This window comes from Flavobacterium sp. ACN2, from assembly GCF_002303885.1.
Taxonomy (GTDB): Bacteria; Bacteroidota; Bacteroidia; order Flavobacteriales; family Flavobacteriaceae; genus Flavobacterium.
This window is the reverse complement of the sequence record NZ_MRCM01000002.1, coordinates 177,570-203,801: the sequence shown is the minus strand read 5'-3', so window position 1 is coordinate 203,801 and position 26,232 is coordinate 177,570. Positions and strand designations below refer to the sequence as shown.

General features: G+C 34.5%; 20 protein-coding genes. 14 read left to right on the top strand and 6 right to left on the bottom strand.

Features of this window, described 5'->3' with window-relative positions:
* Positions 1-6 precede the first annotated feature (6 nt).
* The 12 genes from BSF41_RS02840 (at position 7) to BSF41_RS02785 (ending at position 19,476) form a co-directional block, all read left to right on the top strand.
* A complete protein-coding gene (locus BSF41_RS02840) occupies positions 7-798 on the top strand; it encodes a hypothetical protein (protein WP_095928009.1) in 792 nt (263 codons plus the stop codon).
* Positions 799-1,813: 1,015 nt separating this feature from the next.
* On the top strand, positions 1,814-4,924 hold the full coding sequence (locus BSF41_RS02835) for a TonB-dependent receptor (protein WP_095928008.1): 3,111 nt from the start codon (positions 1,814-1,816) through the stop codon (positions 4,922-4,924).
* Between the two features lie 15 nt (positions 4,925-4,939).
* Positions 4,940-6,448, top strand: coding sequence for a RagB/SusD family nutrient uptake outer membrane protein (locus tag BSF41_RS02830; protein ID WP_095928007.1), 1,509 nt, complete (start codon positions 4,940-4,942; stop codon positions 6,446-6,448).
* A 29-nt stretch (positions 6,449-6,477) separates the two neighbouring features.
* The gene (locus BSF41_RS02825) at positions 6,478-7,353 is read left to right on the top strand and encodes a hypothetical protein (RefSeq protein WP_141248111.1); all 876 of its coding nucleotides are present in this window, start codon (positions 6,478-6,480) and stop codon (positions 7,351-7,353) included.
* A gap of 150 nt (positions 7,354-7,503) precedes the next feature.
* Positions 7,504-8,958 (top strand): glycoside hydrolase family 30 beta sandwich domain-containing protein, encoded by a 1,455-nt coding sequence (locus BSF41_RS02820; RefSeq protein ID WP_095928005.1) that lies wholly within the window; start codon positions 7,504-7,506, stop codon positions 8,956-8,958.
* Positions 8,959-9,049: 91 nt separating this feature from the next.
* The gene (locus BSF41_RS02815; protein WP_095928004.1) at positions 9,050-10,501 is read left to right on the top strand and encodes a glycoside hydrolase family 30 beta sandwich domain-containing protein; all 1,452 of its coding nucleotides are present in this window, start codon (positions 9,050-9,052) and stop codon (positions 10,499-10,501) included.
* 28 nt (positions 10,502-10,529) lie between these two features.
* Positions 10,530-12,002, top strand: a complete 1,473-nt coding sequence (locus BSF41_RS02810) for a glycoside hydrolase family 30 beta sandwich domain-containing protein (RefSeq protein WP_095928003.1) — start codon at positions 10,530-10,532, stop codon at positions 12,000-12,002.
* Between the two features lie 17 nt (positions 12,003-12,019).
* Complete coding sequence (locus BSF41_RS02805) at positions 12,020-13,762, top strand: cellulase family glycosylhydrolase (protein WP_095928201.1); 1,743 nt, start codon at positions 12,020-12,022, stop codon at positions 13,760-13,762.
* Between the two features lie 60 nt (positions 13,763-13,822).
* Positions 13,823-14,896 carry a family 16 glycosylhydrolase gene (locus tag BSF41_RS02800; protein ID WP_095928002.1) on the top strand — a complete coding sequence of 358 codons (1,074 nt, stop codon included), beginning with the start codon at positions 13,823-13,825 and terminating at the stop codon, positions 14,894-14,896.
* Between the two features lie 72 nt (positions 14,897-14,968).
* On the top strand, positions 14,969-15,808 hold the full coding sequence (locus BSF41_RS02795; RefSeq protein ID WP_095928001.1) for an endonuclease/exonuclease/phosphatase family protein: 840 nt from the start codon (positions 14,969-14,971) through the stop codon (positions 15,806-15,808).
* 2 nt (positions 15,809-15,810) lie between these two features.
* On the top strand, positions 15,811-17,235 hold the full coding sequence (locus BSF41_RS02790) for a glycoside hydrolase family 30 beta sandwich domain-containing protein (protein WP_095928000.1): 1,425 nt from the start codon (positions 15,811-15,813) through the stop codon (positions 17,233-17,235).
* 12 nt (positions 17,236-17,247) lie between these two features.
* Positions 17,248-19,476 (top strand): glycoside hydrolase family 3 N-terminal domain-containing protein, encoded by a 2,229-nt coding sequence (locus BSF41_RS02785; RefSeq protein WP_095927999.1) that lies wholly within the window; start codon positions 17,248-17,250, stop codon positions 19,474-19,476.
* A 46-nt stretch (positions 19,477-19,522) separates the two neighbouring features.
* On the opposite strand, the gene BSF41_RS02780 is transcribed toward BSF41_RS02785, so the two are convergent.
* The gene (locus tag BSF41_RS02780; RefSeq protein WP_095927998.1) at positions 19,523-21,544 is read right to left on the bottom strand and encodes a hypothetical protein; all 2,022 of its coding nucleotides are present in this window, start codon (positions 21,542-21,544) and stop codon (positions 19,523-19,525) included.
* Between the two features lie 149 nt (positions 21,545-21,693).
* Positions 21,694-21,951, bottom strand: coding sequence for a hypothetical protein (locus BSF41_RS02775; protein WP_095927997.1), 258 nt, complete (start codon positions 21,949-21,951; stop codon positions 21,694-21,696).
* A gap of 283 nt (positions 21,952-22,234) precedes the next feature.
* On the opposite strand from BSF41_RS02775, the gene BSF41_RS02770 reads away from it, so the two are divergent.
* Together BSF41_RS02770 and BSF41_RS02765 are read left to right on the top strand one after the other, a co-directional pair.
* A complete protein-coding gene (locus tag BSF41_RS02770) occupies positions 22,235-22,990 on the top strand; it encodes an NUDIX hydrolase (RefSeq protein WP_095927996.1) in 756 nt (251 codons plus the stop codon).
* Between the two features lie 63 nt (positions 22,991-23,053).
* Positions 23,054-23,374, top strand: a complete 321-nt coding sequence (locus BSF41_RS02765; protein WP_095927995.1) for an MmcQ/YjbR family DNA-binding protein — start codon at positions 23,054-23,056, stop codon at positions 23,372-23,374.
* Positions 23,375-23,378: 4 nt separating this feature from the next.
* On the opposite strand, the gene BSF41_RS02760 is transcribed toward BSF41_RS02765, so the two are convergent.
* The 4 genes from BSF41_RS02760 to BSF41_RS02745 form a co-directional block, all read right to left on the bottom strand.
* Complete coding sequence (locus BSF41_RS02760) at positions 23,379-23,987, bottom strand: alpha-ketoglutarate-dependent dioxygenase AlkB (RefSeq protein ID WP_095927994.1); 609 nt, start codon at positions 23,985-23,987, stop codon at positions 23,379-23,381.
* Complete coding sequence (locus tag BSF41_RS02755; RefSeq protein ID WP_095927993.1) at positions 23,974-24,219, bottom strand: Ada metal-binding domain-containing protein; 246 nt, start codon at positions 24,217-24,219, stop codon at positions 23,974-23,976. The genes BSF41_RS02760 and BSF41_RS02755 overlap by 14 nt, the downstream gene beginning before the upstream one ends.
* Positions 24,220-24,352: 133 nt before the next feature.
* Positions 24,353-25,066, bottom strand: coding sequence for a 2OG-Fe(II) oxygenase (locus BSF41_RS02750; RefSeq protein WP_095927992.1), 714 nt, complete (start codon positions 25,064-25,066; stop codon positions 24,353-24,355).
* 82 nt (positions 25,067-25,148) lie between these two features.
* Complete coding sequence (locus BSF41_RS02745; RefSeq protein ID WP_095927991.1) at positions 25,149-25,991, bottom strand: methylated-DNA--[protein]-cysteine S-methyltransferase; 843 nt, start codon at positions 25,989-25,991, stop codon at positions 25,149-25,151.
* Positions 25,992-26,232 lie beyond the last annotated feature (241 nt).

Below are 26,232 nucleotides of genomic sequence, written 5' to 3'. Positions count from 1 at the left end.
AGAAAGATGAAAATTCACAATATAAAATATTTACTAATTGCTGCATTTATGCTGGTCTTTTCGGCATGTGACCCAATTGTAGATGAACAGCATTTACAGAATTCTACAGACGTTGCAGGTGTTCAATTAAAAAGTGTGCAAACCCCTCCTGGCGGAAATAAAATTACTTTAAGTATGGATACGCCTGGTGTTACGGGGTATTGGGACTATAATTTAGGAAAAGCGCTTACAAATGAAGTAACTGTTGTTTACCCAATTCCTGGTAAGTCTACTTTTACATTTATAGGAACTTTAGGAGGAGAATTTTTTACAAAAACGATAGATGTACAAGTTGACAAACTTGATACTCCATTAGATCAAGATTGGTATGATTTAGTTAGTACTAATACTGCGGCAGGTAAGACATGGGTTTTTGATGGTGCTGCAGGTACAGGTGAAGCCTATTGGTTTATGTCTCCTCCAGATAATCCTGATTCAGCCATGACTGCTTGGTGGAATGCGGGAGATTGTTGTCCTCCTTTAGACGTTGATGGTAAAATGCATTTTGACTTAAATGGGGCTGCGAATTATAATCATTATCAAACGGCTTCTGCAACAGCTGAAAAAGGAAGCTTTGTTATGGATATTGCTAATAAAAAGTTATTTATCACTAATTCAAAAATTTTAGGATATGAGGCAGGAAATACAGCTAACGAATATTCTATTGTTACACTTACAGAAGATAAATTGGTTTTATATGTGCCAAGAAGTTTAAAAGATGCTGGAACTGGTTGGACATTTGTATACAGACCTGAATAATATTTTGTGTTAGTTATTTCGAAAAAGGAAGACTAAAAGATTCCTTTTTCGAATTTCAAACCTTTTATGCTTCATTCTAAGAAAGAAGTGTATTTAAGATTTAAACTATGGTTAGTTTAAGTTAAGTTTATTGCCTGGTTAGCCCATAATTTAGATTATGGGCTATTTTTTGCTTATTACTTTCCTAGAATTTATTACTTTGATTTTATGTATTGATATGCTCTCTAATAGCCTTAAAAGGCTCTTTATGTCCAATTTCTTGACGGTATTCCAACATAACTCTTTTTTATTTTCATTTAAGGTAGTATAGGACAGTTTTAAACATGTAGAAATGGTGTTTTGAAGCTTTTTAAAGCTTTTCTGGAAGATTCTTTTCTTTCTGTATTCGTTTTTCTTTAAATAAAATTATAGTTGTCCTGAAAAGGTTTAAAAGAAATCCCAATTGCGAGATTAAATTTCATTGAAAAAACCAATCTTCTTCTCATTTGCGCTAAAAAATGATGTTTTTCCCATTTTTTAAGACGCTATTTCCCATTTTTTTGATTGGTAAAGCCATTTAAAAGAAAGTAATTTCTTGTGAAATTTAGCAAAATAAGGTTTTTCTTATAATAAAAATAATTGCTGATAATGTAAAAAAAGTAGGGTAAAAAAATGATATTCTCTATTTTTTTGATTTTAGTAAAAATGAACGTTTTATTCTTCTAATTGTTTATTTAATAGCTGTTTACAACGTAATAGTAGGCACTATCACGTTGTAGTTTTGATGATTTTTAATAAACTATTCTGCTAAAAAGTTCATGTAGTGTTATTTTTTAATATTAACTTTTTTTTAGTACTATTTTTTGTTTTATCAAAACACTAATAATCAAATATTTATGCTTTTTTTGATGTGTTTTTATAATATTATTTTTTTGTTTTTGATGTGTTTTTGTAATGACTTTTAGATGTGAAAAGTAAAAATTTAGTTTTAGTATTGCATCAAATTACTAATTAATTAACCAAAATTTTTAGAAAAATGAAATTAACAAAATTACTTGTTTTTTGTATTTCATCTTTGTTATTCTCGGTTATCGCTGTGGCTCAGGATGTCACAGTAAATGGAATAATTAAAGATGAAACTGGTATGCCTGTTCCAGGTGCAACAATTTTATTAAAAGGTACTACTAAATCTACTGCGTCAGACTTTGACGGAAAATTCCAGATGCAGGTACCTTCAAACGGATCATTAACAATTACGTTTATTGGTTACTCGACAGTAACAGAAGCGGTAAACGGAAGAACAAAAATTACTATTCAATTAAAACCAGAATCACAATCTTTAAATGAAGTTGTTGTTGTTGGATACGGTACTCAAAAGAAATCTGTTGTAACTGGAGCAATCTCTAGTGTAAAAGCAGCTGATCTTGAAAAAGTGCCAAACGGAAGAGTCGAGCAGACGCTACAAGGTAGAGTAGCAGGGGTTTCTGTAGCGGCAACTTCTGGACAGCCTGGTGCGGCATCAAAAGTTCGTGTAAGAGGTATCACTACATTTAGAGAAGGTGGAAATGATCCTTTATGGGTTGTTGACGGTATTGCTGTAGATGCTGGTGCAATTGGTTTCATCAATCAATCTGACATTGAGTCTATTGAGGTACTTAAAGATGCTGCTTCTGCTGCAATCTATGGTACTCGTGCTGCAACTGGGGTTATTTTAGTTACTACTAAAAAAGGAAAATCAGGAAAAATTTCTGTAAACTATAATGGTTTTGCAGGTATTTCTGCTCCAGCTAAAAGATTAGATATGTTGAATGCTACTCAGTATGCAACTCTTATGAATGAAAAATCTTTGAATGATGGTGGTGCTATTAAATATGCAAATCCAGCTTCTTTCGGTAAAGGTACAGATTGGCAAGATGCCATTTTTAACGATTCTGCTTTCAGATACACACATGAATTAAGCATTAGCGGTGGTGGTGAAAAATCTACTTTTTATGCTTCTTTTGGAATTCAAGATCAAGAAGGTATCGTAGCTACTCAAATTTCTAACTATACAAAGAAAAACTTCAGATTAAACTCTACACACAAAATTTCTGATTACTTTACTTTCGGACAAACTTTCGGATATACACACCAAAAGTCTAAAGGTATTGGTAATACAAACAGTGAGTTTGGTGGACCTTTAAGCTCTGCAATTAACTTAGACCCACTTACTCCACTAGTGGTTACTGACCCTGCTGTAGCAAATACAGGTTTCTATACAAACCCAAATGTTATTAGAGATGCAAACGGAAATCCTTACGGAATTTCTTCTTTAGTGCAGCAAGAGATGACAAACCCTCTAGCATATACTCAAACAAGATTAGGAGGTTACAACTGGTCAGATGATTTTGTTGGTAATGCTTATTTAGAAGCTAACATCACAAGTCATTTAAAATTTAGAACTACACTTGGTGGTAAGATTGCATATTGGGGAGATGAGATGTTTACTCCGGTTAACTTCTTAAACCCAAATATGAAAGCGGATAGAAATAACTATAACCAAAACAATGAGAAATCATTTTCTTGGACTCTTGAAAATATCTTAACATACGCTAACAAATTTGGAGATCACAATTTTAGTGTTTTAGCAGGACAAGGTGCTTATGTTGAGAATATTGGTACTACTATCGGAACAACAATGTTTGGTCTTCCAATTACAAGCTACAAAGATGCTTCTTGGAATTTTGATATTCCTCAAACAGATAGATCAACAAGAACAAGCGATAAAGTAGAGCACAAATTATCTTCACTATTCTTACGTGCAAACTACGATTACATGGAAAAATATCTTTTTACTGGTATTGTTCGTCGTGATGGTTCAACTCGTTTTGGAGAAAATAACAAATGGGGAGTTTTCCCTTCATTCTCTCTTGGATGGGTACTTTCTAAAGAAGGTTTCTGGAAAGAAAACAATGTAGTTAATACTTTAAAAATACGTGGAGGTTATGGAGTTGTAGGTAACGATAATATTGATGATTTTAAATATAGAGCATTAGTAGTTGGAGGTTACAATTATGCTGTAGGAAATACAGGAGATATTACAACAGGATACGGAAACTCTACTCTTCCAAATGCAAACTTAGGATGGGAAGAAACTTCTCAAACAACTGTAGGTCTTGACGCAAAATTATTTAATGATTTTACTTTTACTGCTGATTACTACAAAAAAACAACAAAAGGAATCTTAAGAAACATTGTAATTCCTGGATATGTAGGAGTTGTTGATGCGCCTTCTGCAAATATCGCAGATATGGACAATAGCGGTTTTGAGCTTGAATTAGGATACAAGAAAAGACTTGGCGATTTTAACTTAGGTGTTAATGCCAACGTTGCTTACCTGAAAAACGAAATTACTTATGTAGGATCATCTACTAATTTCATTGTTGGAGATGCTAGTTTCCAATCTATGGGGCCAGTAACTAGAACACAAGTTGGGCACTCATTTAACGAATTCTATGGTTTTAAAACAGCAGGTATTTTCCAAAATGAAGCTGAAGTTGCAGCATACAAAAATGCAGCAGGTGGTTTAATCCAACCAAATGCAAGACCTGGAGATTTCCGTTGGGTAGATACAAATGGTGACGGAAATATTACTGAGGACGATAAACAATTCTTAGGAACAAACTTGCCTAAATATACTTTTGGTTTTACAGTAAATTTAGATTACAAAAACTTTGACTTTATGGCATTTACTCAAGGAGCTGCGGGAAGTAAAATTTTCCAAGGTTTAAGAAGATTAGATGTGCTTAATGCAAACTATCAGACTAAAGCTTTAGAGCGTTGGGTTGGAGAGGGAACTTCAAACGATTATCCAAGATTGACAAATAATGACCCAAATAAAAATTACACTAACATGTCTGATTTTTATCTTGAAAATGGAAACTACTTGCGTCTAAAAGTTGTAACTCTTGGTTACACAATGCCAGCAAGTTTATCATCTAAAATTGGAGCAGATAAATTACGTTTTTATTTAACTGGAGAAAACTTAATCACTTTTACAAAATATACTGGATTTGATCCAGAAATTGGAGGTCAGGTTTATGGTGTAGATAAAGGAGTTTATCCGCAAGCAAGATCTATTCTGTTTGGAGCTAACGTTCAATTTTAAAAAAATTAAAGAATCATGAAAACGATAAAATTTAAATATATATATATCGCTGTGGCAATGGCTGTTCTAGGATCTTGTTCTGAAGATTTTGTGACCATCGATCCACAAGGAAAATTTGATACAAGTACCTACTTTTCTAATGAGCAGCAATGTTATGCGGCTTTAATTGGAGTTTACGATCCAATTAGAAAAAACACAGGTGGTTTTGAAAACCTAGTAGCAATGTTGAATGCTGGTTCTGACGATTTTTATGCTGGTGGAGGTAGTTCTACAGATGGAACAGGAATTCAAAATTTCTCTACACACTCACTTTCTTCAATCACTATTCCAGGAAGCTACTGGAACGATCACTATCAAGGTATTTCTAGAGCAAATATTTTGTTAGCTAAGTTACCAGCTGCTTCAATGAATGATGCAGTTAGAAGTAGATTTGCTGCAGAAGCTAAAACACTACGTGCATTTTACTATTTTAACTTAGTACGATTGTTCAAAAACATTGCATTAGTTTTAGAGCCATTAACAACAGAAACAATCTTTACACCTGAGCAAGTTGCACCAGAGGTAATTTATGCTCAAATCGAAAAAGATTTAACAGAGGCTATTGCAGTTTTACCAAATACGGTAGTTGCAAAAACTGAAGCTGGAAGATTTAACAAAGGAGCAGCTCAAGCACTATTAGGAAAAGTATATTTATTTGAAGGTAAAAAAGCTGAAGCAGCAGCTGTTTTAGCAGAAGTAAATGGTACTCCAGGAGGAGTAAATCAATATGGCAATAAATTGTTAGATAAATTTAGTGACTTATGGATTACATCAAACAAATTCAACGCAGAATCATTAATCGAAGTATCTCACAGTAGTGCAGGAAACTCTGATTGGACTTTCTGGGGGAATGGTAGAGACGAAGGTAACTCTTTAAATATCATGGTTGGACCTAGAGGATATTCTAGACCAGAAGGTTCTGATGCACCAAATCTTCCTGCGGGATGGGCATTTAACGTTGCAACTCAAAAATTATATGATGCAATGCAAGGTGATCCACGTTTAGAAGCTACAATTCTTGATCTAAAAGCATTAAAAGCAGCAGGAAAAGCAGATTATATTCCAGCTTACCAAGATACTGGATATTTCTTGAACAAATACCTTCCAAGACAGTCAGATGTTAGTACTGGTGGAGGTAACTCAGAGTTGAACTACAAACAAAATTCTTATATAATCAGACTTGCAGATACTTACTTAATGGAAGCAGAAGCTTTAGGATCTGGAACAAGAGCACAGCAATTACTTGATGCAGTTAGAAAAAGAGCAGGACTAGATCCAGTTCCTGTAACATTAGCAGCTATCAAGCATGAAAGAAGAATGGAGTTAGCAGGTGAAGGACATAGATTCTTCGATTTAGTAAGATGGGGAGATGCAGCGGCAGCTTTATCTGATAGAGGTTTTGATGCTGGAACAGATGAGATTTTCCCAATTCCGTACACAGAACTTAACGGTACTAAATTGAAACAAAATCCTAATTACCAATAGTATTTACTAATTAACCAAAACAAAAAGAAATGAACCTAAATATATATTTTAGAAAAAGTGTATACCTAATGCTAGCTTTAGCATTAGGAACACTAAATAGCTGCAGCGAAGAAGTTAATGAAAATCCTCTTGTAGCTACTAATGTTGATGCTGCGTTTACTATTACACCAGTTGCTGGCGCAATGAATACGTATCTTCTAACGGCACAGACTAAAGGAGTTATTTCTTCAAAATGGGATACTGGAGACGGTGCTAGTCCGGGAAAAATGAATCAAGTGATTTCTTTACCTGATGCAGGAACGTATACAGTTACACATACTGCTATTGGAGCTGGAGCTGCTATGGGAACTTCTTCTCAGCAGATTGTGGTTGCTCAGACAGATCCTGCAAAAGGAAACTTAGTGCAAGGCGGAACTTTTGCAACAGCTGCAGATCAAGCTAAATGGACAAGTGCAAAATTAAGCCCATCTGGTACTGCTTTTTGGTCTTATGCTAATAACAGTGCTACAATTCATTCGCCAGGCGGATGGGCTCAGGAAGGTATTTATCAAGCAATCGAGGTTGTAAAAGATAGAGAATATACTATCGACATGTCAATCTCTTGCCCTAGCGGTTTAAAAGAAACTTTTTTTGAAGTATATGCTGGTAAATCGGTACCACAACCAGGTGTTGAGTATAAAGAGAATAAAGTGATGGGATTAAGTACTTGGGATGGTTGCGGAACATCTAAATTTTCAGGAAAATTATCTGGAATTGGATGTGTAAAAAACGATGTAACTAAGACAGTTTCTAATGTGGTTAAATTCTCTGAAAGCGGAACAATTTACCTTTTAATTAGATCTGGATGTAATGCTACAGGTAATGAGCCAATTACTATCACAAAGGTTGAATTCAGAGGAAAATAAAAAGTTAAGTTAAGTTTAAGTTTAAGTTTGGTTGTAAATAGCCCATAATCATTATGAGTATGGGCTATTTTTTAAATCCTTCAAAGGGTAGAACTCGATTTTTGATTTCTTCTAAACTTCAATTTAATAACACACAATAATTGGAAGCGAATGAAAAAAAATAGCCTAAAAATTATATGCCTTTTGTTTTCTGCTGCAGCTTTTGCACAACAGCCAAAAACAAAAAAAGAGTTTACAACCAACGGCAAAAAAATAACCGTTTACACTACCGCAGAGAACTCTAAGTTGCGATTAACTACCACAGACAATTTGACTTTTTCTGCCGCAAAACAGCCTTTAGAAATAGAAACTTCTGTTTTTGTACAGCCAGCTAAAAAATTTCAAACATTTATGGGAATCGGAGGTGCTATTACAGATGCTAGCGCCGAAATATTTGCTAAACTTTCAAAAGAAAAACAAGCAGAATTTTTAAATGCCTACTACGATCAACAAAAAGGTATTGGCTATTCTTTGCTAAGAACAACAATTCAAAGTTCTGATTTTAGCAGTGGAAGCTATTCTTACATCGAGGAAGGTGACAAAGATTTGAAGACTTTTTCTATTGATCATGATAGACAGTATCGTATTCCTTTAATCAAACAAGCCATTCAGAAAGCGGGAGGAAAATTGACAACATACGTTGCGCCTTGGTCTCCAAATGCTTTTATGAAAAGCAATAAAAATGTATTGAAAGGTGGTACTTTACTTCCAGAATACTACCAGACTTGGGCAAATTTCTATGTAAAGTTTATTAAAGCCTACGAGAAAGAAGGTATTCCAATTTGGGGAACTTCTACACAAAATGAGCCAATGGCGGTGCAGACTTGGGAATCTTGTATTTACACAGCTGAAGCTGAAAGAGACTTTATCAAAAATTACCTTGGACCAACTTTGAAAAAAGAGAACCTTGGCAATAAAAAAATAATCGTTTGGGATCATAACCGCGATTTAATGAACTATCGTGCAAACGTAATTTACTCAGATCCAGAAGCGTCAAAATATGTTTGGGGAATGGGATTTCACTGGTATGAAACTTGGTCGGGCGGTGCGCCGATGTTTGATAATGTAGGAAAAGTAAACGAAGCTTATCCAGATAAAAAATTGATGTTTACCGAAGGATGTATCGAAAAATTTGACGCATCGAAATATCAATTTTGGGGTAATGCAGAGCGTTACGGAATCAATATGATAAATGATTTTAATAATGGAACAGTAGCTTGGACAGACTGGAATATTCTTTTAGACCAGTTTGGAGGACCTAATCATGTTGGAAATTTCTGTTTTGCACCAATCCATGCAGATACTACAACAGGAGAATTAATCTACACACCATCTTATTATTATATCGGACACTTTTCAAAATTCATCCGTTTAGACGCAGTTAGAGTAAGTACTGCAGTAAGCAAAAGCGCTTTATTAAGCACCTCTTTTTTAAATGCTGACGGAACAATGGCAACAATTGTCATGAACCAATCGGCAAACGACCTTACCTACAATTTGATTATTGGAGATAAAAAGGCAGAAGTAAAAATTCCGCCACACGCTATACAAACACTTGTTTATTAATATTTTGCAGTAAAGTAATGAAGAGGACTAATTTGAATCATCCATCTTAGTCTTCTCTTGCTTTTAATTTTAAAACGATTATTTAAGCAACATGAAAGTTACCTCTCAAATATTTTTATCAGCCTTTGTCTTAATACAATTAAGCGGTTTTAGCTCAAAAATAACAGCTCAAAAAAACAGTAAAATAAAGGTTTATACTACAGCCGAAAACACCAATTTGAAATTGACTTTATCAAACGATTTAATTTCAAAAAACAACACTACACAACAAAAAATAGCAACAGTATCTATTCGAATAAATACTGAAAAAACAGACCAGACTTTCCTTGGAATAGGAGGAGCAATTACAGATGCAAGCGCAGAAGTCTTCGCAAAATTATCGCCGAAAAAACAGCAGGAATTCTTAACTGCTTATTACGATAAAAACAAAGGCATTGGATATTCTTTAGCAAGAACAAACATTCACAGCTGTGATTTCAGCAGTGACAGCTATACTTATGTTTCAGAAGGAGACAAAGAATTAAAGACTTTTAATATAAACCACGATCGCAAATATAGAATTCCATTAATTAAAAAAGCAATTGAAACAGCCGGCGGGAAACTAACCTTATTTGTCAGCCCTTGGAGTCCCCCAGCTTTCATGAAAGACAATAACGATATTTTGCACGGCGGCGTTTTGTTGCCAGAATTTGCTCCTGCTTGGGCATTGTATTATGCTAAGTTTATAAAAGAATACGAAAAAGAAGGAATTCCAATCTGGGGATTAACGGTTCAGAACGAACCAATGGCTAAACAAAGATGGGAATCTTGTATTTACACTCCAGAAGCAGAAAGAGATTTTCTTAAAAATCATCTTGGTCCAACTTTAGAAAAAGAAGGGCTGGGTTCTAAAAACGTTATTATTTGGGATCATAATAGGGGAGATATGTTGGAAAAAAGAGCCAATCTTGTTTTCTCAGATCCAGAAGTTTCTAAATATGCTTGGGGAATTGGATTTCACTGGTATGAAACTTGGAATGGAGGCCCACCTCAATTCGAATCTGTAGCGAAAGTTCATGAAGCATTTCCAAATAAAAATCTCCTTTTTACCGAAGGATGTATTGAGAAATTTGATGCTGCAAAATATCAGTTTTGGGGAAATGCAGAACGTTACGGAACCAATATAATTCATGATTTTAATAACGGTACTGTGGGCTGGACAGACTGGAATATTCTTTTAGACCAGAACGGAGGGCCTAACCATGTTGGTAATTTCTGTTTTGCGCCTATTCATGCCGACACCACAAAAGATGAATTAATCTATACTCCAATGTATTATTATATTGGACATTTCTCAAAATTCATTAGACCAAATGCAAAAAGAGTACTTGAAACTGTAAACGATACATCGTTGTTAAGTACTTCTTTTAAAAATTCTGACGGAAAATTGATTACGATCGTAATGAATCAATCTGAAAAAGAGATTGTTTATTCTTTAGAAAATCAAAAAGAAAAAACAACAATTACAATTCCGGCACACGCTATACAGACAATTGTATATTAATTGTCAGCTAACTAAATAACCACGAAATATGAAATTTAATTTAAAGAACTCTATAAAAGTATTTTTCTTTATTACAGCCGTATTGGCTCAAGTAAAATGCTCTTCTTCAAGTGATCCAGTAGAAAATCCGCCAGTAGATCCACCAGTTGTAAACCCTCCAGTAGTAGTAACAAACGATGTTGATTTTTGGCTTACAAAAGGCAATCAGAGTGTTTTATTGGCAAAACAATCAGGGACATTAGGATTTGGTACAACAGCAAATGGGCATGCTAATATTGAAGTGAATGTTGCTCAAAAATACCAGACTATCGATGGTTTCGGATATACCTTGACAGGAGGAAGTGTAGATGTTATAAACCAATTAAACGCTGCTAAAAGAACCGCTCTTTTGCAGGAATTATTCGGTAATGGAGAAAACTCAATTGGAGTGAGTTATATTAGAATCAGTATCGGAGCTTCAGATTTAAATGCAACACCATTTACTTACAACGATCTTGCAGCTGGAGAAACAGATTTAAATCTAGAGAAATTCAGTTTAGAAAAAGACAAAAATCTAATTGCCATGCTGAAAGAAATTGTGGCAATTAATCCTAAAATATTAATCTTAGCAACACCTTGGTCTGCACCTATTTGGATGAAAGATGTAGCAAGTTTTAAAGGCGGAAAACTGAAAACAGAATACTATGATGTTTACGCTAAATATTTTGTAAAATACATTCAGCAAATGAAAGCAGAAGGAATTACCATTGATGCTGTAACTCCTCAAAACGAACCTTTGCATGACGGGAATAACCCAAGTATGTATATGTCTGCTGCTGATCAGGGAAGTTTTATTAAAAATAGTTTGGGGCCTGCATTTAAAGCCGCAAATCTAAATGTAAAAATTATTGCTTACGATCACAATTGCGATAATCCAAATTATCCAAAAGCAATTTTGGCAGATGCAGATGCCTTTCCTTTTGTAGACGGATCGGCTTTTCATTTATATGCAGGAGATATTAGTGCGCTAACCAATGTGTACAATTCTTATCCGACCAAAAACGTATATTTTACAGAACAATGGACTTCTTCTGAAGGTAGTTTTGATGGCGATTTAAAATGGCATCTTCGAAATGTAATTATCGGATCAATGAGAAATTACAGTAAAAATGCTTTAGAATGGAATGTGGCCAACAATCAAAATTTTGGCCCGCATACTGATGGTGGTTGTACAATGTGTAAAGGGGCTATCACGATAACTTCAGCCGATAGTTTTCAGCGTAATGTGGCGTATTATATTATTGCTCATGCTTCAAAATTTGTTCCAATGGGATCTACTAGAATCGAGAGCAATTCTGGTGGTAGCTTGCAAAATGTCGCTTTTATCACCCCTTCAGGTTCAAAAGTATTGATTGTTGAAAATGATGGATCTGCAACAGAAACTTTCAATATTAAATTCAATGGAAAATGGGTAACCACTTCACTTGAAGGAGGATCTGTCGGAACTTATACATGGAAATAATTGAAAAACTATTTTATATGAAAAAAATACTTTTAACATCGCTGCTTTTTGTTTCGATTGCCTCTTTTGGACAAGGTTTTTTGCATAGAGACGGACAAAAAATAGTAGACGGAAATGGTAAAAATGTTCTTTTAAGAGGTTTAGGTCTTGGCGGATGGATGGTGCAGGAAGGTTATATGTTGAAGACCCAGCCATTTGCTAGTCCGCAATATCAGATAAAACAAAAAATAGAAGATGTAATAGGCGTAGAGGGAACAAAAGAATTCTACGCAGCCTATAAAGCAAACGGGATCACAAAGCGAGATATTGATTCTTTGGCAAAATGGGGATTCAATTCGATTCGTCTTCCAATGCATTACAATCTGTACACACCGCCAATCGAGCAGGAAAAAAATGGTGAAATCACTTGGATAGAAGAAGGTTTTACCATGACCGATAATTTGTTGAAATGGTGTGCAGAGAATAAAATATATCTGATTTTAGATTTGCACGCAGCTCCTGGAGGACAAGGAAACGACGCTGCAATTTCAGATTTTGATACTACAAAACCAGCGCTTTGGCAGAGCGAAGCCAATCAGAAAAAAATGATTGCTTTATGGAAGAAATTGGCTTCTCGTTACCGAGATAATCCTTGGATTGGAGCGTATGATATTATCAACGAACCCAACTGGAATTTTACAGGATCAAACAAGAATGGTTGTGACGAAAATTCAAACGGACCTTTAAGAGATTTAATGGTCGCAGTTACAAAAGCCATTCGCGAAGTCGATACCAATCATTTAATTTTTATTGAAGGAAATTGTTGGGGAAATAACTACAACGGAATTTTTCCGTTATGGGATGATAATTTGGCTTTAAGTTTTCATAAATATTGGAACTATAACGACAAAGCTTCTATCGAAAAGATGCTAGAGTACAGGGAAAAATACAATGTGCCAATCTGGATGGGAGAAAGTGGAGAAAATTCGAATGTTTGGTTTAAAGATGTACTTACTTTAGTAGAAAACCATAATATCGGATGGGCATTTTGGCCAATGAAAAAAATAGACAATATCGCTGGAGTAGCTTCTGTTACTAAAACTCGTGAATATGATGTTCTGTTGAAATATTGGAAAGACGGTGGTCTAAAACCATCTCCAGAATTTGCAAAAAAGACGCTGATGAAAATGGCCGACAACTACAAAATGGAAAACGTAACCGTTAAGCCAGATGTTGTAGATGCCATGTTTAGACAAGTGCAAACAGACGATACAAAACCATACAAGAAGAATGCTGTTCCAGGAAAAGTTGCCGCAACGCATTACGATTTAGGAACCAACGGAAAAGCCTATTCAGATACTGATTTTGTAAATTATAGAAGCGTTACCGGAAAAGATGATCAATGGAATCGCGGTAACAGTATGAGAAATGATGGAGTTGATATTTTGCCTTGCCAAGACAAAGATTCAAACGGTTATCAAGTTTCTTTTATTGAAGACGGAGAATGGATTCAATATACGGTTGATGCAAAAGAAGGAACTTACAATGTTGCCATTCGTTATTCTAGCGAGAAAGCTGAAGGAAAATTGCACTTAGAAATTGATGGAACAAAATCTAATGAAATCACGCTTCCCGCAACAGCTGGAGATAACAAATGGAAGACTGTAGTTTTATCTACGGTAGCATTAAAATCGGGTTCAAATAAAGTAAAAGTTGTATTTGAAAAAGGAGGTTTTAATTTGAACTATTTTGACTTTGTTATGAACAAAAACAAAAAGTAGAAGAAATAATATTTATCTTGATATTCAATTTATTAACTAAACCATTTAAATAATAAAAAGATGAAAATGATTAATCTCGCAAATAGAGCTGGAGTTCTTACTTTAATCCTATTGTTTGTATTCCAGTCTTGCAGCAGTAACAACGATACGACAGATACTCCTGTTGTTGTAGCTCCCGATAAAATTTCTGTACAAGTTGATGTAGTGGGCAAAACCGCCGAAATGCCAAATGGAGACGGAAGCGGAAAAATTAATTTAAAAATTGAAGCTCCTAATGCAAAGTCATATAAGGTAGTGGTAAACAACGAAACAAAAGAGTTTACAACTAGCAGTTTTACATATGAATTTACGCAGCCAGGAACCAAAACCTATACGATTGATGTTACAGCATTTAACGGAATAAAGTATACGAATACTTCTGCAACAGTAAATATTTTCGTAGCCAGAAAATTAATTTGGTCAGATGAATTCAATACCGATGGAGCGCCTGATAGTTCAAAATGGGGTTATGATTTAGGAACAGGAAATGGCTGGGGAAATAACGAATTGGAATATTACACCAATCGTTCTGAAAATGTAAAAATCGAAGGAGGTCTTTTGAAAATTACGGCAATCAAAGAAAATTACCAAGGAAGCCAATACACTTCTACAAGAATGCTAACCAAAGGGAAGTTTTCTTTTAAATACGGAAGAGCAGAGATTCGCGCAAAATTGCCAGCTGGTGGCGGTACTTGGCCTGCTTTCTGGTTGCTTGGAGATAATATAGATACTGCAGGTTGGCCGTTATGCGGAGAAATAGATATTTTAGAATCAGTTGGTAATAATCCAAATGTAATCCATTCGTCCTTGCATTCACCAGGACGCTCAGGAAATACGCCAGATACTAAAACAACAACGGCTCCAAATTCGACAACCGAGTTTCACATCTATGCTGCCGAATGGAGTGCAGAAAACATCAATTTTTATGTAGATGATAATTTATTTTATAGCTACAAAAACTCTAGTACAACTCCATTTAATGATAAATTCTTTGTGATTATAAACTTTGCAATGGGAGGAAATTTTGGAGGAGCTGTCGATCCAAACTTTCAAAGAGCAACCTACGAAATTGATTATGTAAGAGTATATAATTAACATAATTTTTAAACAGATTTTTTTCTTTAAAGCCTCGTAAACACTAGCTTTACAAGATTAAAATTTTTTAACATGAAAAAGATAAACAAACTTGTTTTTGCAGTAATGCTGCTTTTAAGCGTGAACTTATTTTATGGTCAGAATTTAAAAATTATGACTTATAATATCCGTCTGGATGTTGCCTCAGATGGAGAAAATGCTTGGCCAAACCGAAAAGATTATTTTACATCTCAAATTGGTTTTTACAGTCCAGACGTTTTCGGAGTTCAGGAAGCAATGCCAAACCAAGTGTTAGATATTGCATCGGCTTTGCCAAATTATAACAAATTCGGAGTTGGAAGAGAAGAAGGAGGTTTAGGTGAAGCGTGTACGATTTACTACAAAAAAGACCGATTTAAAGTAGAGCAATCTAATACTTTCTGGTTGTCTGAAACTCCAAATGTGGTTTCAAGAGGTTGGGATGCTGCTTGCAATAGAGTTTGTACATACGGACTTTTTAAAGATCTAAAAACTAAAAAAGTATTTTGGGTTTTCAATTTGCATTTAGATCACATGGGTGAAGAAGCGCGAGTAAAAGGGGTACAGCTTGCTCTTTCTAAAATAAAAGAATTAAACACAAAAAACTACCCCGCTTTTTTAATGGGTGATTTCAATTCTGAACCAAACACAACGCAAATTGGAGAAATCAAAAAAGTGATGGATGATACCAAAGATGTTTCAATAGAAAAACCTTTCGGTCCTTCAGGAACTTTCAACGATTTCAAACACAATGAATCCGTAACATTATTATTAGACTACATTTTTATTTCAAAAAATAGTGGTCTAAAAGTTCAAAAACACGCAGTGTTAAGTGATTCTAAAGATTTAAAATATCCGTCAGATCATTTGCCTGTCTTAATAGAAATAGATTAAAAATGAAAAACATCAACAAAAAACTTCAGATCCTAGTTTTGCTGCCATTAATTGCAATGCAGTTCAACTGTGGATCTTCAACAAATGCTGTAAAAAATACTGGAAAAGTTTCTTCTTGGATTACCACAACAGATGAAACTTCAAAACTTAAAAAACAACCTGAGTTAGTTTTCACTTCAGAAACAAATTCAAATCAAACCATTGAAGTAAATCCTTCAGAGAAATTCCAAACTATTGAAGGTTTCGGATTTTCATTAACTGGAGGAAGTGCGCAAGCCATTAAAAAGCTAGACAAATCAAAAAGAGAAGCTTTGCTTCAGGAATTGTTTTCTAGAAAAGAAGATGCCATTGGTTTAAGTTATTTAAGAATAAGTATTGGTGCATCAGATTTGAATGAAAAAGTTTTTTCGTATGATGATATGCCAGAAGGTCAAACCGATTTAAAATTGGAACACTTTAATCTTGGTCCAGATTTAGACGATGTGATTCCGGTTTTGAAAGAGATTTTAGCTATAAATCCTAAAATCAAAATAATGGGTTCTCCGTGGTCGCCTCCAGTTTGGATGAAAGATAACGGAAGTTCAAAAGGCGGTAGTTTACAGCCAAAATACTATCAGGTTTATGCAGAATATTTTGTGAAATATATTCAAGCAATGAAATCGCACGGAATTGTAATTGATGCGATTACGCCTCAAAATGAACCTTTACACCCAGGAAACAACCCAAGTTTGCTAATGTTGGCAGAACAGCAAGCAGATTTTGTTGGGAATAATTTGGGTCCCGCTTTCGCGAAAGCAGGAATCAAAACCAAAATTATTGTTTACGATCACAACTGTAATAAACCAGAATATCCTTTGACGATTTTAAGAGATTCAAAAGCAAATCCGTTTGTCGCAGGGTCAGCTTTTCACTTGTACGAAGGAGATATCAGTGCTTTATCAACTGTTCATAACGAATTTCCAAATAAGGATTTGTATTTTACAGAACAATATACCGGAAGCGGAACTAATTTTGAAACCGATTTGAAATGGAGTGTAAAAAATGTAGTAATTGGTTCAATGCGTAACTGGAGTAAAAACGCACTTTCTTGGGGATTAGCAAATGATGAGTTTTACAAACCTTTCACGCCAGGAGGATGTTCAACTTGTAAAGGTGCTTTGATGGTTGACCAAAATCAAAATATCAAAAGAGAAGTAGGATATTATATTATCGGACATGCTTCTAAATTTGTTCCAGAAGGTTCAGTAAGAATCGGCAGCAATATTGTAGGAAATTTACACAATGTTTCTTTCATGACTCCGTTAGGACAAACAGTTTTAATTGTAGAAAATGACGGAACTTCGGCAGAAACTTTTAATATAAAATACAACGACAAACAAACTACAACCACACTAAACGCAGGAGCAGTTGCTACTTACGTTTGGTAAACCACTTAAACTATGAAAAAAGCAACGACAATTACACTGTTTATGCTCTCGCTTTTTGCGACGGCACAGCAGCAGTCAATAGATCAGAAAGTCAATGATCTGTTGAAAAAAATGACAATTGAAGAAAAAATTGGCCAGCTAAATCAGTACACTGGCGACAATCAGGCAACGGGACCAATTACAATTAATCCGAACAAGCAAAACGAAATCAAACAAGGTTTAATTGGTTCGATGCTAAATGTTATCGGAACAAAATACACAAGAGGATATCAGGAATTGGCGATGCAGTCAAGACTTAAAATTCCGTTGTTGTTTGGCCAAGACGTTATTCACGGTTACAAAATGACTTTTCCTCTTCCGTTAGCAGAAGCGGCAAGTTGGGATTTAGCAGCAATCGAATTAGGCGCAAGAGTGGCGGCAACAGAAGCAGCAGCAAGCGGAATTCATTGGACATTTGCTCCAATGGTAGATATTGGTCGTGATCCTCGTTGGGGACGTGTAATGGAAGGTGCAGGAGAAGATACTTACTTGGGTTCTAAAATTGCCTACGCAAGAGTAAAAGGTTTTCAAGGAAACAAACTTGGAGACTTAAACTCTGTTATGGCCTGCGTAAAGCATTTCGCGGCTTATGGAGCCGGAGTTGGAGGAAGAGATTACAACTCTGTAGACATGAGCGAAAGAATGTTATGGGAAACCTATTTACCGCCATTTAAAGCGGCTTTAGATGCAGGAGCTGCAACATTTATGAATTCATTTAATGATATTAACGGAATTCCAGCAACTGGGAATGCACACTTACAAAGAGATATCTTAAAAGGAAAATGGAACTTTCAAGGTTTCGTAGTTTCAGACTGGGGATCAATTGGAGAAATGGTAGCTCACGGTTATTCTAAAGATCTTAAAGAAGCAGCTTATTCGGCGATTACAGCAGGAAGCGACATGGATATGGAAAGTAATGCATATCGCTACAACTTAGCAGCTTTGGTAAAAGAAGGTAGAGTTTCTATTGATTTAATTGATGATGCTGTAAAACGTATTCTTCGTAAGAAATTCGAATTAGGATTATTTGATGATCCTTACAGATACTCAGATGAAAAACGTGCTGAAAAAGCATTAAACAATCCGGAACACAGAAAAGCAGCTAGAGAAATGGCTGAAAAAAGTATCGTTTTATTAAAGAACGAAAACCAAACTTTGCCAATTTCAAAAAATGCTAAAACCATTGCATTTATTGGTCCAATGGTAAAAGAATATAAAGAAAACATGGGATTCTGGTCTGTAGAACTTCCAGAAGTTGATTACAATAAATGGATCGTTTCGCAATGGGATGGATTGCAAAATAAAGTGGGCAAAAACACCAAATTATTGTATGCAAAAGGTTGTGAAATTGAAGGAACAAACAAAGATGGTTTTGCAGAAGCGGTTGCGACAGCTAAACAAGCCGATGTTGTGATTTTGAGTATTGGTGAAAGACGCGACATGAGCGGTGAAGCCAAAAGTAGAAGCGACTTGCATTTACCAGGAGTTCAAGAAGATTTAGTAAAAGCAGTTATGGCAACAGGAAAACCAGTTGTCGTTTTAATAAATGCTGGAAGACCTTTGGTTTTCAACTGGACTGCAGATAATGTTCCGGCAATTTTATACACTTGGTGGTTAGGAACTGAAGCTGGAAATGCTATTGCAAATGTTTTATTTGGAGACTACAATCCGTCTGGAAAATTGCCAATGACTTTTCCAAGAGAAGTAGGGCAGATTCCAATTTACTACAATCACTTTAGTACAGGAAGACCTGCTAAAGACGAAAACGCAACAAACTATGTTTCGGCTTATATCGACTTGAAAAACTCTCCAAAATATCCTTTTGGATATGGTTTGAGCTATACAACGTTTGATTATTCAGGTTTGAAATTATCTTCAACTAAAATAAAAAGCAATGAAACGATTAAAGTTTCTTTCCAATTGACAAATAGCGGAAAAGTAGCTGGAGAAGAAGTTGCTCAATTGTATTTGAAAGATAAATTTGGATCTGTTGTAAGACCAGTTTTAGAATTAAGAGATTTCCAGAAAGTGAAATTAAATGCAGGAGAATCTAAAACAATCGAATTTACAATTGACAAAGAGAAACTTTCTTTCTATAATGATAAAGTAGAATGGGTTGCTGAACCAGGAGATTTTGAAGTAATGATCGGAACTTCATCAGCAGATATTAAATTAAGATCTGATTTTGAATTAGTAAATTAAATAAAAAACGGGGCTTCTTTTTGAGCCCCGTTTTTTTATATCGAAATTATTTTAATCGTTTTTTAAAACTATATTTCAGCATATTCATTAAACCTTGTTCGATAATGTCAATTCCAACGCCATAATTACTGTCGGCAATTTCATGATGTGCATTTCTAAAATCTTCAAAATCTTCACTTGGAATTTCTAAGTTGATTAACGGTTTATAATCAACAATTATAGAAGCACCATGTTTGGTTACTTTTTTACGGCTTGTGAAATCAAAATAAGGATTTGTGATCGTACTTTCCTGAATTGTATATTTTTCCTGAGTATCGATTTTTTGATCTGTCGTTAAATTGATTTCGTACTTCTCGTTATCAAAATTATGCCAAAACAAAAGATCCGTGTGCATAAAGTCGCGTGCAGCATTTTTAACCACATTGCGATCAAAATACATTAAAAAGCGATTCTTTTCTGCATCTGTAAAATACGGATTTTCGACTGTAGCATTATACTGAATCGTAAATTCATTTAGCTTTTTATCATCGCTTACAAGTTCAATCGTCGCATCTTTAAAAATGGTTCTGATATCCGTTCCGTTTCGATCATTAGAATAATTTAAAGCATAGAACAAGAAATTATTCCAGCTGTCAATGATCTCTCTTTTGTTTGTGTTTTTGAAATATTTACGCATATAATTGGCACGACCTCCTTTGTAAGTCGAAACCAATTTTAGCGTTCCTATATTATTTTGAGCACTAAAATCTGCTTTTTCAGTTATTCCATAATAAGGAAATCTGTAAGGCTCCTTAATCTGCAATTCCTGATTTGGTTTTACTTCCAAGTAATGCATAAAATAGATATAGCCGCGATTTTCAATTAGCCCGAATTCGTCTCTTGAAGTAGCATCAACAAAATAAGTTCCGCCTTTGTAATTGATTTTTACAATAACATGATTAAAAGTCAATAATGACGGAAGGTAATATTTAATGTAAAGATCTGAATTGAAATTAACCAAAACTACAGAAGCATCAATATTGATATAATCTAAAACCACTTTAAGTAAAACCGATTTTGCCTTGCAATCTCCCTGTTTATTTTCATACGTTACTGATGGCTCTTGCGGTTTATGGCCATTCATTTCATCCGCATTATAAATGTAGTAAACATGGTTCTGCACGTAATCAATTGCAAATTGTAATTTTTCGTCTTGATCTGCAATGGCATCCAATTTTTCTACCAGTTTTGGAGCAAATTCTGTTAAAGAAGCTTTACTGTATATGTCTTCGTAAAGCGGAGAAATGTAATTTGATAAGTCAACCCAGTTGCGATCTGTTGCAAAATCAATAAAAGGAGCAATTTCTCGGTTTGAATCAAAAGAGTTAATATAATCTTCTTTTTCGATTACAAACTTTTCTTCTTTTTTCAAGAAATTAATTTCTGGTTCCAAAACATTTCCCTCTTCATCTCTAAAGAATGTCTTTTTGTATGTGATTGCTTCCTTTCTGTCATTGATAAAAGAAAACTTGTATTTGCCATAAGCCCAATAAGTGCTTGGTGTTACGTAAACATACTTAAGAAATTCTTTTCGCATAAAATCGCGATCAGTAAAAACCTTGGTGCGCGAATCTTCAGTAATTAAAACATCATAAAGACGTAAATCTTTAATCGTAATATTTACTTTTTTGTTACTGCTTAAAATGCCGCCTTCACTCTGATTTTCACTATCTAAAACTTTAATTTTAGTATCAGGAATTTTATCAATCAGAACACCATCTCTCAGCACGCTAATTCTGTGTATTAAATAAGTTTCATTTTCTTCCACAACAACATCTTTTACCGAAGCGTTTTCAAGATTGGAAGGCTCGTTAAGAGTATAGGCCACGCAAGCATATTCGCTGTTTTCAGTATCGCTTGTGTAGTAGATTTTATCTAAGAAGTAGCAGAAATCACGACCTTCTTCAACTTGTTTTTTTGAGAAATCGGATTCTTTTATATATTCAATAAGTTGATCGTCATTAATTGTAGGAGCCCAGTTTTCTGGTTTTTGAATTTTGTAACTTTCTGATTCAATGATGTTTTCCATGTATTCGTTCTATAGGGGTATATTCTTACTTTTAAAACGGCTAAAATAACTAATAAATGACCATTTTCTTTCATTTTAGTGTAAAATTTATAATAAAAAACCTCACCGAAGTGAGGCCAGCATTATAAATTATAAAAATGTGTAGGTATTTATTTTAAAACGGTATTTATAAAATCCATTGCGCCAATTCCTTTATAAGATGCATACAAAGCTTTTTCATAAGCTTCTCGCTTTGCTTTTTTATCTTTTGCATCAGTTTCGACGATCATTTCATTGAAAATTCTCTCCTGTTCTTCGCTATATTTTAGAGATTCTTCCAGAAGATATGTTTTCGAAACAAATCCGAATGAAGACCAGATTCTGGTTCTAATTTTTTTATTGATGTCTTTTAAAGGATTGGTAATCATAACTTCTGTGTTTAAATTTCTACGCTCACTTGAAGAAAAATGGAAACAGCTTGTATTATTTTTCTTTGAATTTGATTCTAATTTTAATAATTAAAATCATTAATGTGTTATTATGACGCAATGTACTTATTTTTTTTAAATTTGATTTTAAATTTTCGTTAAAATTGTAGTTTCAACACTTCTGTTTTAATGAAAATCAGCGCTTTGTTTTTTAATATATTTCAGTTTTATAAAAATGAAGTAAATTGCAGCGTTATTAAAAGAAAGAATTTATACGAATCTGATGTTAAAAGACATTATAGATAATAACGAAAATTATCAACCAGGACTTTCTATAGACTGTGTTATTTTTGGTTTTCATGACAATCAGTTAAAAGTTTTATTGATTAAAGTGGAACGTGCCAATAAATGGTCTTTGCCCGGCGGTTTTATTCCTGTAGATCAGGATATTGATACGGCTGCAATCACGGTTCTGAATGGCAGAACAGGTGTTGATGGAGTATTTTTAAGGCAATTTGCAACGTTTGGAAAAGTAAATCGTAACCATCAGCATTTTGATAAAAAAATCTTGGAATATCTTCAAATTGAAGAAGAAAAAGGAAAATGGCTAACACGCCGTTTTGTTACAATTGGATATTATGCTTTGGTGGATTTTTCTAAAATTCTTCCAAATCCAACAGGCAGATACGAAATAGTGGAATGGATTGATCATAAAGAAGTTCCTGAGCTTATTCTAGATCATAAGGAAATTTTGGATAAAGCTTTAGACACTTTGCGTACAGAATTAAATTTAATGCCAGTGGGTTACAATTTATTGCCAGAGAAATTTACCATTCCAGAACTGCAAAAATTGTACGAAACGATTTTGGATAAAAAATTAGACCGACGAAATTTTTTACGCAAAATCACCAATATAGGAATTCTTAATAAATTGGACGAAAAGAAAAGTAACGTAGCACACAAAGCTCCAAACTTATATTCTTTTGATAAAGAAAAATATGATGAGGTGCTTAAAAACGGACTGAATCAAGGGTGGTAAATTTTACATAACGAAGACCGAACAGGTTTTTAAAAACTGTTAGGTCTAACTAAAAAAGCCGATATGATTTCAATTGAAGAATTTAGAAAATTAGCAATGTCGTTTCCAGATGCGACTGAAGAACCCCATTTTGAGAAAACTTCCTTTCGAATCAAAAAAAAGATTTTTGCCACTTTTGACGAAAAGAATAATCATGCGGTTTTAAAACTAAACGAAATAGATCAATCGGTTTTTTGTGCGTCAAGCGAAAAGATTTTTTATCCAATTCCAAATAAATGGGGAGCGCAAGGCTGGACTATTGTTGAGCTTTTAAGAGTAAGACCCGAAATGTTCGAGGACGCTTTAATACGTTCGTACGAAAATGTTGCTACAAAAAAGAAGTAATATTTTATCTCACAATAGTTCTAAAAGTCAAATTTACTCGAGGTTTTTGAGTTGTTTTTGTTGGAGGTAATCGATGCAGCCAATGCGTTTGTGTTTCGTCTTTCATAACCAATAAACTTCCGTGTTCCAGAATTAGAGAAACGGTTTCTTTAGATTCTTTATGCTTGAAGGCAAATTTACGTTCGGCACCAAAACTTACCGATCCAATAGCGCCATTTTTCTTTAAATCTTTTTCGGCATCGCTGTGCCACGCCATTCCTTCTTCGCCAGTATGATATAAATTCAGTAAGCAAGAATTGAAAGTTTCTCCCGTTTTCTCTTCAATGATTTTCTTTAACTTTAGAAGTTCAGGAGTCCAAGGCAACGCTTTTTTGGTCGTATTCGAATACGTATATTCAAATTCCTGATCGCCGTACCAAGCCACTTTTCGTTTGGTTAAAATTAATTTTCCGAAGATCACCGCTTCGTCATTTTTCCATTCAATTGTATTTAATAAGACATCGCGATAGAAATCGGCTTCCTGTCTGGAGAAGCATTTTCCATAATAATTCACCGTTCCATCTTTCGGAAGCAGATTGGTTGTTTCGTCTGTTTGAGGATTAAATAAGTCCATTTTTCCATTTTTGATATTCCGATTTCATACAATGCCCGCAAGGCCTGAAACCATTTTGTTTGGCGTCATTTTCAGATAAAAAGAAAACACGATTTTCTCTTTTCATTCTTTTTCCCGAAGAACATTTGAGCGTTCCGTAGATTTTTAGTTTTTGATTGCCGCCGAAACAAATTTCGCCTTTTTTGATTTTATTTCGAAGCTCTCGATCTGAAATTTTATTGTGTTCAATCATAATTATATTGTTAAAGATTTATTTCTCGCAAAGTCGCAGAATCGCAAAGTTTAGAACTTATTAATCTTAAAAAATTAAGTTAGCTAAGTCTTAAAAATATCTCTTGGCGACTTCGCGACTTTGCGAGCAAAAATCACGAAAGGGCATCATGAAAAATAATTCCCAACGTGTATCTTTCGCCAGAAAGGATTTCGCTTACTCCATGTTTCATATTCACGCGATAATATCCTTTTGTGCCTTTTACGGGTCTGAAATTAGTTGTAAAAACAAGAATATCTCCCTTTTTAGGTTTTAAGACAATGGCTTTAGATTGTGCTCGTGGAGTTTGTTGCGTAAGCACAAATTCTCCGCCAGTAAAATCTTCATCAGGTTCGTTTAGAAAAAGCACAATTTGAATAGGAAAATATACATCTCCATATAAATCCTGATGTAAAGTATTGAATCCGCTTTTTCCATATTTTAAAATTAAAACCGTCGCTTTCAGCTGATTATTGTCGTGACATTTTTTCAATAATTCTTCGTGTTTGTTAGGGAAAACGGTATCGATGTTCAATGCTTTCATCCAAGAATTAGCAATCGAAGCTAGTTTCGGATAAATTGAAGAACGAATATCTTGAATTAAATCAGGCAACGGATAATTGAAATACTTGTATTCGCCTAAACCAAATCGATAACGTTCCATAACAACCGTTTTTCGATATAAATTCGGATTGTCATAATCGAATTTTAAATCTTCGCATTGTTCGTTATTAAGCACTTTTGGAATAATGGCAAAGCCGTTTTCGTGCATAGATTCGGTGATGCTTGCCCAGTCTTGAGAAGCGATTTTTGATTGTATAGTTTGCATAGCAATTAGATTTTATGAAATTTTCAATGAAGATTAATCATTGAAATTTGGAATTTGGGATTCGAAATTTGGAATTTTGTTTTTATGGATTTATTTGAGCGCCTTCCCAGCCGATAATGGCTGTTTTTCGTGTGTTTCCCCACATATAACCGCCAAATGTTCCCGAAGATTGAATTACGCGGTGACACGGAATTAAAAAAGCCACAGGATTACTTCCAATTGCTGTTCCAACTGCTCGTGATGCATTTGGTTTCTGAATTTGGTGCGCAATAGTTCCGTATGTAGAAAGCTGTCCCATTGGAATTTTTAGTAAAGTTTCCCAAACTTTCAATTGAAAATCGGTTCCTTTTAAATGCAGTTTGATTTCAGATAATTTGCTCCAATCGTTTTGAAAAATGAATAAGGCATTTTGCTGCAATAAATCCAGTTTTTTCGAAAATTGAGCATTCGGGAATTTATCTTTCAACGCGATAAATCCAGTCATTTCATCTTCGGCGAAAGCCATAAAACAAACGCCCTTTTGAGTAGACGCAACGATAATATTCCCAAATGGACTTTCGGCAAAACTATAATTGATCTCAAGATTTTTCCCTCCATTTTTATATTCTGCAGGTGTCATTCCTTCGATATTTACAAATAAATCATGAAGTCGGCTGGTTCCTGAAAGGCCAGTTTCAAAAGCAGTTTCAGATATTGTGGCTTGATTTTCTTTAAGTAACTTTTTAGCGTGTTCGATGCTGGTATATTGTAAAAACTTCTTCGGACTTGTTCCTGCCCATTCACTAAAAAGTCTCTGAAAGTGAAACGGACTTAAATGCACTTTCTCAGCCACCTCATCCAGATTGGGCTGCTCTTTAAAATTAGCTTTGATATAATCTATAGCTTCAGCGATACGATTATAATTTATGGTTTCCTGTGTGTTCATCTTCTTTCCATTTTATAATACAAATATCGATTGGTTTTAGAAGGTATAAAATCCGAAACTTGCTGAGTTTTTTAACCGTAAAGAGCGTTATGGTTTACGCCAAAGTTTGCAATATTTGTAATCTCGCAAAGACGCAGAGTCGCAAAGATTTTTCTCAATTTTGTCTTCCTGAGAGAAGTCGAAGGATCACAAAGTAAGTCTACAAAGATTATAAATTTAAAAAATAAAACTTTGTGACTCC

Excerpts from the sequence above, each read along its gene's own strand:
- BSF41_RS02760 (WP_095927994.1), bottom strand. The coding sequence starts at position 23,987 with ATGGACTTATTTAATCCTCAAACAGACGAAACAACCAATCTGCTTCCG.
- BSF41_RS02750 (WP_095927992.1), bottom strand. The coding sequence starts at position 25,066 with ATGCAAACTATACAATCAAAAATCGCTTCTCAAGACTGGGCAAGCATC.
- BSF41_RS02800 (WP_095928002.1), top strand. The coding sequence starts at position 13,823 with ATGAAAATGATTAATCTCGCAAATAGAGCTGGAGTTCTTACTTTAATC.
- BSF41_RS02825 (WP_141248111.1), top strand. The coding sequence starts at position 6,478 with ATGAACCTAAATATATATTTTAGAAAAAGTGTATACCTAATGCTAGCT.
- BSF41_RS02775 (WP_095927997.1), bottom strand. The coding sequence starts at position 21,951 with ATGATTACCAATCCTTTAAAAGACATCAATAAAAAAATTAGAACCAGA.
- BSF41_RS02790 (WP_095928000.1), top strand. The coding sequence starts at position 15,811 with ATGAAAAACATCAACAAAAAACTTCAGATCCTAGTTTTGCTGCCATTA.
- BSF41_RS02810 (WP_095928003.1), top strand. The coding sequence starts at position 10,530 with ATGAAATTTAATTTAAAGAACTCTATAAAAGTATTTTTCTTTATTACA.
- BSF41_RS02840 (WP_095928009.1), top strand. The coding sequence starts at position 7 with ATGAAAATTCACAATATAAAATATTTACTAATTGCTGCATTTATGCTG.
- BSF41_RS02765 (WP_095927995.1), top strand. The coding sequence starts at position 23,054 with ATGATTTCAATTGAAGAATTTAGAAAATTAGCAATGTCGTTTCCAGAT.
- BSF41_RS02820 (WP_095928005.1), top strand. The coding sequence starts at position 7,504 with ATGAAAAAAAATAGCCTAAAAATTATATGCCTTTTGTTTTCTGCTGCA.
- BSF41_RS02805 (WP_095928201.1), top strand. The coding sequence starts at position 12,020 with ATGAAAAAAATACTTTTAACATCGCTGCTTTTTGTTTCGATTGCCTCT.
- BSF41_RS02795 (WP_095928001.1), top strand. The coding sequence starts at position 14,969 with ATGAAAAAGATAAACAAACTTGTTTTTGCAGTAATGCTGCTTTTAAGC.
- BSF41_RS02785 (WP_095927999.1), top strand. The coding sequence starts at position 17,248 with ATGAAAAAAGCAACGACAATTACACTGTTTATGCTCTCGCTTTTTGCG.
- BSF41_RS02745 (WP_095927991.1), bottom strand. The coding sequence starts at position 25,991 with ATGAACACACAGGAAACCATAAATTATAATCGTATCGCTGAAGCTATA.
- BSF41_RS02835 (WP_095928008.1), top strand. The coding sequence starts at position 1,814 with ATGAAATTAACAAAATTACTTGTTTTTTGTATTTCATCTTTGTTATTC.
- BSF41_RS02780 (WP_095927998.1), bottom strand. The coding sequence starts at position 21,544 with ATGGAAAACATCATTGAATCAGAAAGTTACAAAATTCAAAAACCAGAA.
- BSF41_RS02755 (WP_095927993.1), bottom strand. The coding sequence starts at position 24,219 with ATGATTGAACACAATAAAATTTCAGATCGAGAGCTTCGAAATAAAATC.
- BSF41_RS02770 (WP_095927996.1), top strand. The coding sequence starts at position 22,235 with ATGTTAAAAGACATTATAGATAATAACGAAAATTATCAACCAGGACTT.
- BSF41_RS02830 (WP_095928007.1), top strand. The coding sequence starts at position 4,940 with ATGAAAACGATAAAATTTAAATATATATATATCGCTGTGGCAATGGCT.
- BSF41_RS02815 (WP_095928004.1), top strand. The coding sequence starts at position 9,050 with ATGAAAGTTACCTCTCAAATATTTTTATCAGCCTTTGTCTTAATACAA.